Raw genomic sequence first — 12,773 nt, forward strand, 5'->3', positions numbered from 1 at the left:
GCGGCGGCCTGGTCTCCTCGATCGACGGGATGCGGTTCGGGGCGCCGGTGCTCGCAAGACGGGGCCACCCGGCCTGCTCACCGTCGGCGAGGGTGCGGGCGGCCAGGGCGTGAAGGTCAGGCCGGGACCGGGCGGCTGAGCGCGGTGTGGATGATGTCGGCGCAGGCGGCGACGTCGAGGGCCAGCCCCTGGTGGTCGCCGGGGAAGGCCAGCGGTTCGGTACCGAGCCGGTTCGCCAGGACGCGGGCCGACAGCGCGGGGACGCCGTCGCCCGAAGCCGCCCCGACGCCGACGGCGACCGGCACCCGGGCGGCGCGCAGCGCGTCGAGGTCGGGTGTGAAGCGCAGCACCGGCAGCAGCACATGGGACAGGAAGAAATCGAGATTGCCCTGGATGCGGCCCATCATCTCCAGTGCTTCGGGCGGCATCTGAGAGGGGTCGGGCATCGCCGGGGGCGCGGCGTCGGGCCCGTCGACGGTGGTGATGAACTTGCCCATCGCGGCGCCGGCGCCGTGGTCGCGGTAGGTGTCGTGGACGTCCTGGAAGGCGGCCCGCCACCGGTCGCGGTCGGGCAGCAGCTCGGGCAGCGGCGGCTCGTGCACGACCAGGGCGCGCACCTGCTCGGGGTGGCGGGCGGCCAGGTCCAGGGCGGTGAGGGCGCCGCCGCTGCTGCCCAGCACGTAGGCGGGTTCGTCGGTCAGGGCGGCCAGCAGCCGGGAGGCGTCGTCGCCGAACACCGCGACGCCGGTGTCGGCGGGCGGCCCGGTCAGGGGGCTGCGGGACAGGCCGCGCTGGTCGTAGGCGACCACGGTGTAGCGGTCGGCCAGCACGGCCGCCAGGGCGGCCAGCGCCCCGGCGTCGGCGGGCGCACCGGGGATCATCAGCAGCAGCGGTCCCGATCCCCGGACCTCGTAGTGCAGGCGCGCACCGGGCACCGGGAGCGTCTTGGTCTCGGCCTCGAGCCGGGCATGGGTCTGAACGCTGTTCATGAGGGGTGTTCCGTTCTCGTTGGACGGGGTGGGTCAGGGGTGGGTCAGGCGGGCCGGTAGGTCAGGTCCAGCACGCCGCCTGTGAAGGTCGTCGACCGGGTCAGCGCCAGCGGGGTCGGCGGGGTGCCTTCGGGGAACAGGCGCATGCCGGTACCGACCACCAGCGGGTGGACCAGCAGTCGCAGTTCGTCCAGGAGGCCGGCCTGGAGCAGGACGCGGACCAGGCTGATGCTGCCCGACAGCGCGATATCGGCGCCGGGCCGCTCCTTGAGTTCCTTGACCGCCGCGACCAGGTCGCCCTCGATCAGGGAGGAGTTGTTCCAGGCGACCCGGGTCAGGGTCGTGGAGGCCACGAGCTTGCGGATGCCGTTGATCGCCTCGGCCATCTCGCCGGTCCGGTGCGGCCATACCGCGGCGAACGCCTCGTAGGTGGCCCGCCCCAGCAGCAGCGTGTCGGCCTCGGCGTACATCCCGCTCACCGCGGCGTTCATCTCCTGGCTCAGGTACGGGAAGTGCCAGCGCTCCGGCGCTTCCACCACGCCGTCCAGCGAGACGAACAGCCCGGCCACGAGCCTCCGTGTCATCAGGCCATCGGTCATGCGATCGCTCCTCGCATCAGGTGAACCAGTCAACAACCGAACGAGAAGCAAGCTTGCATTTTGCAAGCAAGGTTTGTCAACTGATGCTCGATGTAGGATGTGCAGCATGACGGCTCGTGAGTACGGACAGTTCTGCGGCCTGGCGCGCGCGCTGGAGATGGTCGGCGAACGCTGGACGCTGCTGATCGTCCGCAACCTGCTGTCGGGGCCCCAGCGCTACACCGACCTGCGCAAGGGACTGCCGGCCATCCCGACCAACATCCTGTCCTCACGCCTCAAGCAACTCGAGGAGGCGGGCCTGGCCACGCGTCGCGCGCTGTCCCACCCCGAGCGCGCGGTCGTCTACGAGCTCACCGACCACGGACGCGACCTGGAACCCGCGCTGATCGCGCTCGGCCGCTGGGGCGCCCGGACCATGACCGAGCCGCGCCCCGGCGAGACCATCACCGCCGAATCGGTCGCCATGGCCTTCCGCACCACCTACCGCCCGGAGACGGCCCGCGACACCACCGTCGGCTACGAGGTGCGCATGGGCGAGTTCACCCTCCGCCTCCAGATCACCGCCGGGACCCTCACGGTCGGCATCGGCCCGCATCCGGCCCCGGACCTGGTCATCGAAAGGCTGGGAGACCAAGGCGTCCACGCGCTGATGACCGGTGCCAAGAGCCCCGACCAGGCACTCGCCGACGGCAGCGTGCGGGTCGAGGGCGATCCTGCGCTCCTCCACCGGTTCGTTCAGACGTTCCGCTTCTGACCCGCCCTCCGGCCGGTCCCGCCCGGCCGGTCACGGAGTATCAGCGTTGGACGAGCTCGGCGGCGGAGCCGTCCGCGAACCGGAGAACACCCCCGCACAGCCGAACTGAGCGCGCACGAACGGCTGGGCGGACGGCCTCTGCGCGACTCCCGGGGCGTCAGGGGGGCGGGCCTGCCAGGGAGTGGAGGAAGGCGGCGCTTTCGGGGTCGGACGGATAGTAGGACTCGATGGAGAGCTCTTCGACGGTGATGTCATCGGGGGTTCCGAAGGTGGTGATGGTCGAGAAGAGCCGGACCTCCCGGCCGCCCAGATCGAAGACCATGGGGACGGCGACCTCAGGCTCCTGCCGGAGGACCGGATCGGCGGGCGCGTCGGAGGCGAAGAACTCCTCGAGGAGCGCGCTGATCGCGGGGTCGCCGGTCCGGGCGAGCTGGCGGGACAGGCGGGTGTGGAAGAACGTGCGGACCTCGGGCAGGTTGACGATCAGGGAGGCCAGGCCGCGGGGGTCCAGACCCAACCGGACCATGTTGACCGGGTCGGTGAGAAGGACGGGGTCGGCGGCCTTGAGGAAGTGGGCGACCGGCGCGTTGGCCATCACGATGTTCCACCGGCGGTCCACGGCCAGAGCGGGATAGGGCTCGTGCGCGCGCAGCACCCGGGCCACGGCGTCGCGGACGGGCGCCATCTCCGGGTCGTCGAGCGGCCGTGCGCGGTACCGCGGCGCGAACCCGGCCGCCACCAGCAGCCGGTTCCGGTGCCGCAGCGGCACGTCGAGGTGGGTGGCGAGACGGATCACCATGGCGGCGCTCGGCCGGGACCGGCCCGTCTCGACCAGGCTGACATACCGCTGCGACACGTCCGCCGCCAGCGCGAGGTCGAGCTGGCTCAGCCGCCTGCTGTGCCGCCACCCGCGCAGCAGGGCTCCCACCGACTCCACGGCGTCGACCTTAGCCGGAGGGCCGGAGAGGGGCCATGACATCCGAGTTCATCGACAACCCACCGGACCGCGTCCGACACTTCCGACATGACCACAGAACACAAGGAACAGGTCCTGGCCTGCCTGAAGGCGTACGGCGCGAGCGACTTCGACGCGGTCGCGCCGCTCCTGCGCGACGACTACGTCGACCACGGACTGCCGTTCCAGACCACGACGAAGGCCGACTGGATCGCCAAGGCCCGCACACTGCCGCTCGCCGAGATGCGGGTCGACATCCGCGCCCTCATCGCCGAAGGCGACCTTGTCACGATGCTCTCGCGCAGGTCCCTACCCGGACTCGACATCGCGGTCTCCGACATCTTCCGGCTCCAGGACGGCCTGATCGCCGAACGCTGGGAGGTCGTCGAGCAGATCCCGCCGGGAGCCCCGGACCCTCTCGCGGACCTGTGCTGAGACACCTTCGAGAGTCGGGGGCCGGTCCCGTGCCGGTTCCCGCACTCAGGACCTTGGCGAGCCGTGGGAGGTCGCGGCGGCGTTGGAGCTGAGGAGCTCGAAGTACGGGTCGAAGGTGTCCAGGAGGCCGATGAGGGTGTGCAGGGCGCCGATGTCGCCGTGGGCGGTGATGGACGCGTCGTTGATGGCGGTGTCGAGGGTGCCGGGGCTCAGTACTCCGGCTATGAGCTGAGGGCGGGTGAGGGTGAGTTCGAGGTCGGCGTTCTTGGTATGGCGTTTGCGGGCGTGCAGGACGCCGTTGCCGATCGTGATGCTGTAGGGGTCGGGCAGGTCGGTGAGGGTGAGGTTGATGGCCAGGTCGTGGCCGATGGCGTCAGGGCCGTTGAGGCGGACGGCGAGGTAGTCCAGGAACACCTCGAGCGGCATGGCCTTGATCGTTTCTGTGGACGCGGTCTGCTCTCCGGCGGAGCGGTCGACGCCGTAGCGGAGTTCGCGTGCCGCCGACAGGTAGATGTTGCGCCATTGGGGGCCTTCGGCCTGGTAGCCAAGCTGCTCGAACGCGTCGGCCTGCAGGTCGCGGGCCTTCTGGTCGGCCGGGTCGGCGAAGACCGCGTGCCCTGCGAGCTCGGCGACCCACCGGTAGTCACCAGCCTCCATCGCCTTGCGGCCATGGGCGAGGAGCTTGTCGGCGCCGCCGGCGAGTTCGACGTAGCGGCAGGCGGACTCGGCGGGGGGCAGAGGGTGCAGGTGGGCGGGGTTGCCGTCGTACCAGCCGAGTTCCTTGGCGTAGACGGCCTTGACGTTGTGATTGACGGTGCCGTGGTAGCCGCGGTTCCACCAAGCCCGGCCCAGGGAGTCGGGCAGGCGCAGCTGCTCGGCGATCTCGACGGGGGTGAGGCCGTGGTTGGCCAGACGGAGCGTCTGGTCGTGCAGGTACTTGTAGGTGTCGCGCTGGGATTCCAGGAACGCCACGACGTCGGCGTTCCCCCAGACAGGCCAGGTGTGCGGACCGTAGTAGACCTCGGCGGCGGTGCCGAACAGTTCGATCGCCTCGTCGAGGTAGCGGGCGAAGCCGGCTGCATCGCGGGTGCGGGCGCCGCGCAGCGTCTGGATGTTGTGCAGGGTGTGGTTGGCGTTCTCCGCGCAGGTCAGTGCCTTGAGTTCGGGGATGAAGATGTGGAACTCCTCCGGCGCCTCGGTGTCGGGCGCCATCTGGAACACGAACGTCAGCCCGGCCAGGGTGCGCTGCTCGCCGGTGCGGTGGACGATGTCGGTCGGCGGGAGGTAGCCGATCGTGACGTGCGAGGCGGTGGCGAGGCCGATCCCGTCGCCGATCATGCCGGTGGCGCAGTCGGCCAGGAGCTCTCCGAAGGGGTGGGTGGAGCGGCGGGCCATGACGTTGCCGCAGATCACGTTCTCGCCCAGGGCCAGCCGGTCGAAGTCGTCGCCCGGTGCGATGATCGAGACCTTGCCGGCGGCGACGTCCTCGGGCGACACGATGCCCAGGACGCCGCCGTAGTGGTCGATGTGGGTGTGGGTGTAGATCACTGCGGTGACCGGTTTGCGAGGCCGGTGCTGGAAGTACAGGTCCATCGCGGCGCGGGCGCAGTCGGTATTGGTGCCGGTGTCGATCACCACGAGCGCGTCGTCGCCTTCGACGATCGTCACGTTGGCCAGGTCGTGGTTGCGGACCTGGAAGAGGCGGTCGGTCACCTGGAAGAGCCCGGCGTGCTTCATCAGCTTGGACTGGCGCCACAGCGAGGGGTTCGCCGTTGCGGGAGCGTCGCCCCGCACCAGGGAGAAAGCGGGCAGATCCCACACGATCTGGCCGGCGGAGTTGCGGATGACGCCGTTGTCGGGCAGCGGCGCAATGAGGCCGCGAGCCACGTCGGCGAAGTCCCGCTCGTCGTCGAAGTCCAGCTCGTTCAGCACCGCTTCGTTGGCCGCCTGCGTGAACGAGAAGGCCCACCACATAGGGCGGCATGTCGGCGAACGCCTCGATCACCGGTGGGCCTCGGCCGCCAGGTAGGCGCTCAAGGCGGCCTCGTTGGAGTCGAAGTGCCTCAGTCCGCCGAGGCCGTAGTGGTCGAGCAGGTCTCGCAAGGGCCGGGTGGCGCGGGTGATCGCGAAGGTGATCCCCCGGTCGGCGAGCTTGCCGGTGGTCTCGGCGAGTGTTTGTGCGCCGGTGGTGTCGATGTCGGTGACGGCCTCGGCGTCCAGGACGAGCCACCGCACGCGGTCGGTCGCCAGCTCCTCGACGCGGGTGGCGAACGTGTTGCAGTTGGCGAAGAACAGCTCCGCCTCGAACCGGTAGACCACCAGGCCGGGGGCCGCCTCCTGGGCCTGTCCTCGGACGAACCGGCCGTGAGGGCCGGGCTGGAGCGTCGCCGTTCCGGGACGGGAGGCGCGTCGTACCACCTCCACCGCCGACAGCAGGAAGGCGATGACCACCGCGCTCAGCGACCCGAGCACCGGCACCCCGAGCATGCACACCGCGGCGATCCAGAACTCCGATCGCCGCAGCCGCCACAGCCGCCGCAGCGCGTGGACGTCGATGAGTTTGACGACGGCGACGGCGACGATCCCGGCCAGCGCCGCGTTCGGCAGGTACTTCAGCAGTCCGGAGAAGAACGCGAGCAGGACCGCCACGACCGCCGCGCAGACGAGGCTGGGGATCTGGCTGCGGGACCCGGTGGCGTCCATCGCCGCGGTGCGCGAGGCGCTCGACCCGAGCGTGATCGACTGGGTGAGGCCGCCTCCGATGTTGGCGATCCCGAAGGCGCGCAGCTCCTGGTCGGCGTCCAGCCGGTAGCCGTGCTGCTCGGCGTAGCGGCGGGCGGTGAGCAGCCCGTCGGCCAGGGTCACCGCGCAGATGGCGATCGCTCCCGGCACCAGCGCCGCCCACTGGCCCAGCGAGACCTCCGGCCAGTGCGGCACGGGCAGCCCGGAGGGCACCGGCCCCAGGATCGCCGCTCCGCGCTCGTCCAGGGAGGCCGCGGCGACCACCGCCGTCACGAGCACCAGCGCGATCAGCGGGCCGGGCAGCGCGGGCGCCGTCCGGCGCAGCACCACGATCATCACCATGGTCGCGACCCCGACGGCGACACTCCAGATCCGGGCGTCCGGGATCTTCGTGACGATCTCCCACAGCTCCGAGAAGAACGCCTCCGCGGTGACCCGGATGCCGAGGATCTTCTCCACCTGGCTGGTGAGGATCTCGATCGCCAGCCCCGCGATGAACCCCACGAGCACCGGCTCGGACAGGAAGTCGGCGAGGAACCCCAGCCTGAGCACGGCGAACAGCAGGAAGACCACCGCGCACACCAGCGCCTGGGCGTAGGCGAGCTCCACATAGCGCGGGCTGCCCGGCTCGGCGACGATCGCCACCAGCAGCGACCCGATCAGCGCCGCGATCGGCGCGTCGGGGCTCGCCACGAGCTGCCGGGAGGAGCACAGCAACGCGAACAGCGCGATCGGCAGGATCGCCGCGTACAGGCCCGCCACCGGCGGCAGCCCGGCGATCTGCGCGTATCCGATGTTCAACGGGATGGCCAGGGCCGCCAGCGTGACCCCGGCCATGACCTCGCGCGGCAGCTCCGCACGCGTGACGCCGCGCAGCCCCCCGGCGACCCAGGGCGGTACCCTCCCGCCGGTCAACCGGGCCTCCCGCATCCCTGCCGAGCAGCATGGCGCGGGCACCGGTCGCGGCCATGATCCCGGCTTCCCCGAGGGGTCGCCGGCGGTGGCGCTCCGGCCGTCTCACCACCCATCTGGTCCTCTTCCCGTTTCCCGGCGATCTCGGTGAACGGTGGATACCCGCTGCCTCGCCACGGGACGGCTAAAGCAGCCCCAAGGGAGATCGGGCGACCATCTGCGGCGGGAGGCCGCGCGGCAGATTCCCGGCATGAACTTGACAGAAATTTCCATCCAAATTCCGCCTTTTTGGCACTCGGCGGCTCGGAGGACGCGATGGGGGGAAGAAACAGCGGCGCCGCTGGAGAGGCCCTATGGGCCAGCGGCAGGACCATGGGACTCTATCTCCGCTGATGAACGGGATCGCAGAGTTGAGGTCATGGACCAGATGACCGCTGTAATCCTGGCCTTCGCCGCTGCGTGGATCATCACGGGTCTGGTGACCGGCCTCTGGTTGGCCCGGCGCGGGCATTCGCTGGGATGGACCGTGGTCGCCGTCGTGCTCGGCCCGTGGTACGTGCCCATCGCGCTCGACCGTGTCGAACGTTCTCCCGGCGTCGCGACGTTCAAAAGGCAGGCGACCGACAGGCTTGGAGAGCGTTCGGTGGCGGAGCCGCAAGGGTTGCGGGTGCTGACCGGTTTTGATGGATCATCGCAGTCGTGCCAGGCGATACGAGATACGGTGGCGCTCCTGGGACCCCGGTGCGGCGAACTGGTGATCGCCGAAGCCGTCACCTACGACGATGCCGATGACCCCACGGGGGAGGCCGTCGAGAACGCCGCCCGGCGCCTTGCCGCAGCGGTGGCCGAAACCGCCGGTGCCGGTTCGGTGAGCTACCAGGTGCTCTTCGGCCCTCCCGGTGAGGCACTGCTGCGTTTCGCCGAGGCCGAAGACGTGGATCTGCTGGTGGTCGGCCGACACGGGCGCGGCATGTCGGCTCGCCTGCTGGGCAACGTCCCCGCATATCTCGTCAAGCACGCAACGATCCCCGTCCTCGTCGCCAATCCGAGGGCCGACCGCTACCGTTCACTCCACACACCAGTCGCCAGGTAGGCCGGGCTTCACCCAGGCCGGGGCAGTTCAGCATGTCAATGGTGCAGCGTTCCGCGTCGCCTTTCCCCGCTGTATCAAGTGCGCTCTTCAGGCGCGGGCGCTACTGCAGTTGGGCGCGGCGGCGGGTGAGGTAAGCGGTCTCGCCGGTGTTGCCGGCCAGCTCGATGGCCCGGTCGTAGGCCGCGCGTGACTGCCGGCTTCGCCCCAGCCGGCGCAGCAGGTCGGCGCGGGTGGCGTGGTAGGCGTGATAGCCGGCCAACACCTCGGCGAGGCGGTCGACGATGGCCAGGGCCGTCTCCGGCCCGTCGGTCTCGGCCACGGCGATGGCCCGGTTGAGGGCGATGATCGGCGAGGGGTCGAGGCGGACGAGCCGGTCGTAGAGGGCGAGGACCTGCGACCAGTCGGTGTCGCGGGCGGTGCGGGCGGAGGTGTGCACCGCGTTGATCGCGGCGAGAATCTGGTAGCGGCCCGGAGCCGCCCCGGCAGCGGCAGCGGCCAGGCGCTCGCGCACCAGCCGATGGCCTTCCGCGATCAGTTCCGCGTCCCAGGCGCTGCGGTCCTGCTCGGCCAGGGGGACCAGTTCGCCGCCGGCCGAGACCCGGGCGGGGCGGCGGGCCTCGATGAGCAGCATCAGCGCCAGCAGCCCGGTCACTTCTCCGTCCTGCGGCAGGAGCGCGCGGATCAGGCCGGTGAGCCGGATCGCCTCGGTGGTCAGGTCGTGGCGTACGGGATCGGTGTCGGGGCCGCTGGCCAGGTAGCCCTCGTTGAAGACGAGGAAAAGGACGGCCAGGACGCCGGAGACACGAGCCGGAAGATCATCGGCGGACGGCATCCGATAGGGGATGCGAGCGGCATTGATCTTGGCCTTCGCGCGGGTGATGCGCCGCTCCATGGTGGTCCTCTGCACCAGGAAGGCACGGGCGATCTCGGGCACGGTCAGACCGCCGACCATGCGCAGCGTCAACGCCACGCGCGCTTCCATCGCCAGTGCCGGGTGGCAGCAGGTGAAGATCAGCCGGAGTCTGTCGTCATCGATGGCGCCGACGGACTCAGACGAGTCGTCGTACGTCATATGAGCCTCCCTGTGCTTGTCGTCGCGCTTGTTCTCACGCCGGATCCGGTCGATGGCCTTGCGGTTGGCGGTCGTGGTCAGCCACGCGCCGGGATTGGGCGGTACGCCGTCGGCCCGCCACCGCTCCACGGCGGTCGCGAACGCCTCGGCAGCCGCCTCCTCCGCGATGTCGAGGTCGCCGAAGCTCCTGGTCAGGGCGGCCACCACCCGCGCCCACTCGTCGTGGTGGGCCCGGGTGATCGCCTCCTCGACGTCGCTCACAGGAACGGCCGTACCTCGATCTTCCGATCGCAGACCTTCGACGCCTCGGCCGCGAGCTCGAGCGCCACATCCAGATCGGGGGCCTCCCACACCCAGATGCCGGCGAGATACTCCTTCGACTCCACGAAAGGCCCGTCGCTGAAGACCGTCTGCTCGCCCCGGTTGTCGATGACCGTGGCCGCGTCGGTGTCCGCGAGTCCGCCCGCGAAAACCCAGTAGCCCCCGGCGATCAGTCGTTCGTTGAACGCGCTGATGGCGGGCTGCCTGTCCGTGCTGCCGGGATTGCTCTTGTCATCGATCACGGAAACCAGATATTGCATTTGAAGATCATCTCCTCTGGTGTTCAGGACGGTGTGCTTCCCGGTCGGGGACTTCAGGCCGCTGTATACCGCGGGCGCCCGGCCGGCCGGTAGACCTGGACCGCCACGCCCTTCGAGTCCACTCGGGACTCGACCAGGTCGAGCGCGAGATCCGGACCGTTCTCCGGGAACAGTCTCGCGCCCTGGCCGACGATCACCGGGATCACGATCAGAGTCATCTCGTCGACCAGGTCGTTCTCCAGCAGCCACCGGGTCAGGACACCGCTGCCGTGCACCTGCAGCTCGCCCCCGGGCTTGGCCTTCAGCTCGCTGATGGCCGCCGCGAGGTCGCCGCGGAGAACGGTCGTGTCCGCCCAACGCGGCGCGGTGAGCGTGGTCGAGGCAACGTACTTGGGTGCCTCGTTCAAGGCCACGCCGATGGGATGCGCGCGCATCTGGCCGATCGATCCCCAGGAGCCGGCGAACAGCTCGTAGGTGCGCCGACCGAACAGGAACGCCTCCGCGCGCTGGTAGGTCTGCGTGATGAACGTCCTGGTCTCGTCGTCGCCCTTCCCCCGGGCCCATCCGCCGCGCTCGAATCCGTTCCCGCGGTCATCCGTCGCCGCACCGTTCCCCTGCATCACCCCATCGACGGTGACCTGAGTCATGGTCGTCAGCTTCATGATCGTGGTTCCCTTCCTTCGCGCTGCCCCTTGCGGGCGGCCTCACCCTTGCTACGAACAGCACCACCCAGATCCGACACCGCCTCCCGGACTTCTTCGCAGAATTCTCCGGGCCGCCGACCGGTGCCCTCCTGGACCTGGCGGATCCAGGTACGCAGTGTCTTCGTGGTGCCGATGCCGAGCCTGGTCGCCACCGCGTTGATCGTGGCCCACTCGGTCTCGAGTGATCCGGCCACCACCCTCACCGACTGGGCCTCGACACTCAGCGGAATTCCGCCGCTCGGGGGGCGCGACGGCACATGCGCCCAGGGGCAAGGAACATGAGAAGACCCGGCGGCCTTGTGCTCGCCTGCGTACGGGCATTCTGCTCGCTCGCCATCTCGCCCGCCTCTTCGGCAGCCGCCAAGCCGGCCGACGCGTGGACGCATCACGAGGTCCTCAAGCCGTCCTTCCCCAGGGACGTCCGCAAGGTCGACGTCCCGATGGCCACCGACGACGACGCGCGAGAGTTCGGACGCCGGTTCGTTGCTCTCCTGTGCGCGAGCCTGGCTGCTCGATCCGGGGACAAGCTCCGGTAGCCGGTTGCGGGTCCTGGCGGTCAGTGGGGAGTAGGCGGATCGCTGCGGGTATGGGTGGCGGCGGCCAGGAGCGCCCGGCCGATGCGGATGGCCTGGTCGGCGGTCAGGGGGACCCTGTCGGGCAAACGCACTGGGAGGACCTGCCCGTTCTCGATGAGGACGGCTTGGGCGTCGCCGAGGGAAACGCCGGGGGTGCCGTTGATGTCGGTGATGGCGGGCAGGGCGTCGGGGGAGAACGCCGCTGCTCGGCCGATGGCGTGTTCGGCGCGCTGGTGGGCGGCGGTGAGCTGTTCGCGCATCGCCTCCAGGGCTCCGGCGATGCCCGCGTGGGCGTGGAGGGCTTCCTGGCATGCGGTCTCGGCGGCCCGGGCGGCATCGCGGGCGGCCTGGCTCTCGCGGAGGGACTCCTCGCTCTGGCGAAGGGCGTCGTCGCGTTCGCGCATCGCGGTCTCGGTGAGGCCGCGGGCTTCTTGCAGGTCGTGGTGTGCGGTGTCCAGGTCACGGCGGGCCGCGGCGAGTTCGTCGGCGAGCTGCCGGTGGGCGTGGGCGGCTTCGGTCAGAGCGGTGCGGGCCTGGCGTTCGCCGGTGATGGCCTGGTTGAGGTTGTCCAGGGCCTCTTCCCGGGCGCGGGTCAGGTCGGTGATCTGGGCGGCGGCGGCCGCGCTCTGCTGCTCGAAGAGCCGGGCGGCCAGGTCGCGGGCGGTCTCGGCGGCGGTGGCGCGGGCTTCGGCGGCTCCGGCGGCGTGCTGGTGGCGGCCGGCCTCTTCCCACGCGGCTTTCCTGGACTCCTCGGCGTGCTGCTGGGCCGCGCGGGCCTGGGCGATGTCCTTGTCGGCCTGCTTGATGCGGGCCTCGGCCTCGCGGCGGGCCTGGGCGGCGGCGCGCTCGGCGGTCTCGGCGCGGGATTCGGCGGTGTCGGCGGCGGCTTGGGCGCCCTCGAGCATCTCCTCCAGGTCGGCGACGCGTTCGGCGGTGGCGGCGTCCAGGTCGGCGATCCGCTCGGCCAATGAGCTCAAGGCGGGCAGCGCGGCCGCCAGCAGCGGCGCCAGCTCCTCCTGCCCTTCCCGCACGGGAGCCAGGACGGCCTGGTAGGCGGAGCGCCCGGAGGCCTGGCGCGCCCGGTGGTGCTTGCGCCGACAGCCCTTGGCCGGGTCAGGGCAGTACCGCGGGCGGCGCCCGGTCGCCTTCGGCGTCGGCAACGGGCTGTGGCAGTGCAGGCACCTCCCATGCGGTGCCTCCTGCCCGATCTCCTCGGCGGGGGCCTCGGACTGCGGAGCCTGGTCGTCCACGCGCATCTCCTCCTGCAACATCACGGGCCGCAACGGGATGCGGCCCTTTCGTCACACCGTCCGATGCTCCGGCGACGGCCCCTGAGGGAGGACCGCCTCCGCGGCGTCCCCG

At 70.7% G+C, this 12,773-nt stretch carries 13 protein-coding genes; 4 read left to right on the plus strand and 9 right to left on the minus strand.

From position 1 onward, the window contains the following. Window positions 1-116: 116 nt before the first annotated feature. Both ABD140_RS07420 and ABD140_RS07425 read right to left on the minus strand, forming a co-directional pair. The gene (locus tag ABD140_RS07420; RefSeq protein WP_344238152.1) at window positions 117-989 is read right to left on the minus strand and encodes an alpha/beta fold hydrolase; all 873 of its coding nucleotides are present in this window, start codon (window positions 987-989) and stop codon (window positions 117-119) included. 44 nt (window positions 990-1,033) lie between these two features. After that, window positions 1,034-1,588, minus strand: coding sequence for a dihydrofolate reductase family protein (locus ABD140_RS07425; RefSeq protein WP_344238154.1), 555 nt, complete (start codon window positions 1,586-1,588; stop codon window positions 1,034-1,036). A 106-nt stretch (window positions 1,589-1,694) separates the two neighbouring features. Between ABD140_RS07425 and ABD140_RS07430 the strand changes: the two genes are divergently transcribed. After that, window positions 1,695-2,342, plus strand: coding sequence for a winged helix-turn-helix transcriptional regulator (locus ABD140_RS07430; protein ID WP_344238156.1), 648 nt, complete (start codon window positions 1,695-1,697; stop codon window positions 2,340-2,342). Between the two features lie 157 nt (window positions 2,343-2,499). Here the strand turns inward: ABD140_RS07430 and ABD140_RS07435 are convergent, their stop codons facing one another. Next, entirely contained in the window at window positions 2,500-3,279 is a 780-nt protein-coding gene (locus ABD140_RS07435) for a helix-turn-helix domain-containing protein (RefSeq protein ID WP_344238158.1), read from the minus strand. Window positions 3,280-3,366: 87 nt separating this feature from the next. Here ABD140_RS07435 and ABD140_RS07440 point away from each other — a divergent pair, with 87 nt between their 5' ends. Beyond that, window positions 3,367-3,732, plus strand: coding sequence for a nuclear transport factor 2 family protein (locus ABD140_RS07440; RefSeq protein WP_344238160.1), 366 nt, complete (start codon window positions 3,367-3,369; stop codon window positions 3,730-3,732). 45 nt (window positions 3,733-3,777) lie between these two features. Here ABD140_RS07440 and ABD140_RS07445 read toward each other — a convergent pair whose 3' ends face one another. Together ABD140_RS07445 and ABD140_RS07450 are read right to left on the minus strand one after the other, a co-directional pair. Beyond that, entirely contained in the window at window positions 3,778-5,706 is a 1,929-nt protein-coding gene (locus ABD140_RS07445; protein ID WP_344238162.1) for an alkyl/aryl-sulfatase, read from the minus strand. A gap of 27 nt (window positions 5,707-5,733) precedes the next feature. Then, the gene (locus ABD140_RS07450) at window positions 5,734-7,389 is read right to left on the minus strand and encodes a SulP family inorganic anion transporter (protein ID WP_344238164.1); all 1,656 of its coding nucleotides are present in this window, start codon (window positions 7,387-7,389) and stop codon (window positions 5,734-5,736) included. A gap of 415 nt (window positions 7,390-7,804) precedes the next feature. On the opposite strand from ABD140_RS07450, the gene ABD140_RS07455 reads away from it, so the two are divergent. Further along, on the plus strand, window positions 7,805-8,479 hold the full coding sequence (locus tag ABD140_RS07455; RefSeq protein ID WP_344238166.1) for a universal stress protein: 675 nt from the start codon (window positions 7,805-7,807) through the stop codon (window positions 8,477-8,479). 100 nt (window positions 8,480-8,579) lie between these two features. Here the strand turns inward: ABD140_RS07455 and ABD140_RS07460 are convergent, their stop codons facing one another. Genes ABD140_RS07460 through ABD140_RS07470 form a run of 3 tightly spaced genes read right to left on the minus strand, consistent with a single transcriptional unit; the run spans window position 8,580 to window position 10,794 of the window. Then, window positions 8,580-9,812 carry an RNA polymerase sigma factor gene (locus tag ABD140_RS07460; protein ID WP_344238168.1) on the minus strand — a complete coding sequence of 411 codons (1,233 nt, stop codon included), beginning with the start codon at window positions 9,810-9,812 and terminating at the stop codon, window positions 8,580-8,582. After that, a complete protein-coding gene (locus ABD140_RS07465; RefSeq protein WP_344238170.1) occupies window positions 9,809-10,132 on the minus strand; it encodes a YciI family protein in 324 nt (107 codons plus the stop codon). The genes ABD140_RS07460 and ABD140_RS07465 overlap by 4 nt, the downstream gene beginning before the upstream one ends. Before the next feature lie 53 nt (window positions 10,133-10,185). After that, entirely contained in the window at window positions 10,186-10,794 is a 609-nt protein-coding gene (locus tag ABD140_RS07470) for a dihydrofolate reductase family protein (RefSeq protein ID WP_344238172.1), read from the minus strand. Between the two features lie 320 nt (window positions 10,795-11,114). Here ABD140_RS07470 and ABD140_RS07475 point away from each other — a divergent pair, with 320 nt between their 5' ends. Beyond that, complete coding sequence (locus ABD140_RS07475; protein WP_344238174.1) at window positions 11,115-11,372, plus strand: hypothetical protein; 258 nt, start codon at window positions 11,115-11,117, stop codon at window positions 11,370-11,372. A gap of 20 nt (window positions 11,373-11,392) precedes the next feature. Here ABD140_RS07475 and ABD140_RS07480 read toward each other — a convergent pair whose 3' ends face one another. Beyond that, window positions 11,393-12,661, minus strand: coding sequence for a coiled-coil domain-containing protein (locus ABD140_RS07480; RefSeq protein WP_344238176.1), 1,269 nt, complete (start codon window positions 12,659-12,661; stop codon window positions 11,393-11,395). Window positions 12,662-12,773 lie beyond the last annotated feature (112 nt).

Origin of the sequence: Actinocorallia libanotica, from assembly GCF_039525175.1 — a bacterium.
Classification (GTDB): domain Bacteria; phylum Actinomycetota; class Actinomycetes; order Streptosporangiales; family Streptosporangiaceae; genus Actinocorallia; species Actinocorallia libanotica.

Excerpts from the sequence above, each read along its gene's own strand:
- ABD140_RS07470 (WP_344238172.1), bottom strand. The coding sequence starts at position 10,794 with ATGAAGCTGACGACCATGACTCAGGTCACCGTCGATGGGGTGATGCAG.
- ABD140_RS07465 (WP_344238170.1), bottom strand. The coding sequence starts at position 10,132 with ATGCAATATCTGGTTTCCGTGATCGATGACAAGAGCAATCCCGGCAGC.
- ABD140_RS07445 (WP_344238162.1), bottom strand. The coding sequence starts at position 5,706 with ATGTGGTGGGCCTTCTCGTTCACGCAGGCGGCCAACGAAGCGGTGCTG.
- ABD140_RS07455 (WP_344238166.1), top strand. The coding sequence starts at position 7,805 with ATGGACCAGATGACCGCTGTAATCCTGGCCTTCGCCGCTGCGTGGATC.
- ABD140_RS07425 (WP_344238154.1), bottom strand. The coding sequence starts at position 1,588 with ATGACCGATGGCCTGATGACACGGAGGCTCGTGGCCGGGCTGTTCGTC.
- ABD140_RS07430 (WP_344238156.1), top strand. The coding sequence starts at position 1,695 with ATGACGGCTCGTGAGTACGGACAGTTCTGCGGCCTGGCGCGCGCGCTG.
- ABD140_RS07475 (WP_344238174.1), top strand. The coding sequence starts at position 11,115 with ATGAGAAGACCCGGCGGCCTTGTGCTCGCCTGCGTACGGGCATTCTGC.
- ABD140_RS07420 (WP_344238152.1), bottom strand. The coding sequence starts at position 989 with ATGAACAGCGTTCAGACCCATGCCCGGCTCGAGGCCGAGACCAAGACG.
- ABD140_RS07440 (WP_344238160.1), top strand. The coding sequence starts at position 3,367 with ATGACCACAGAACACAAGGAACAGGTCCTGGCCTGCCTGAAGGCGTAC.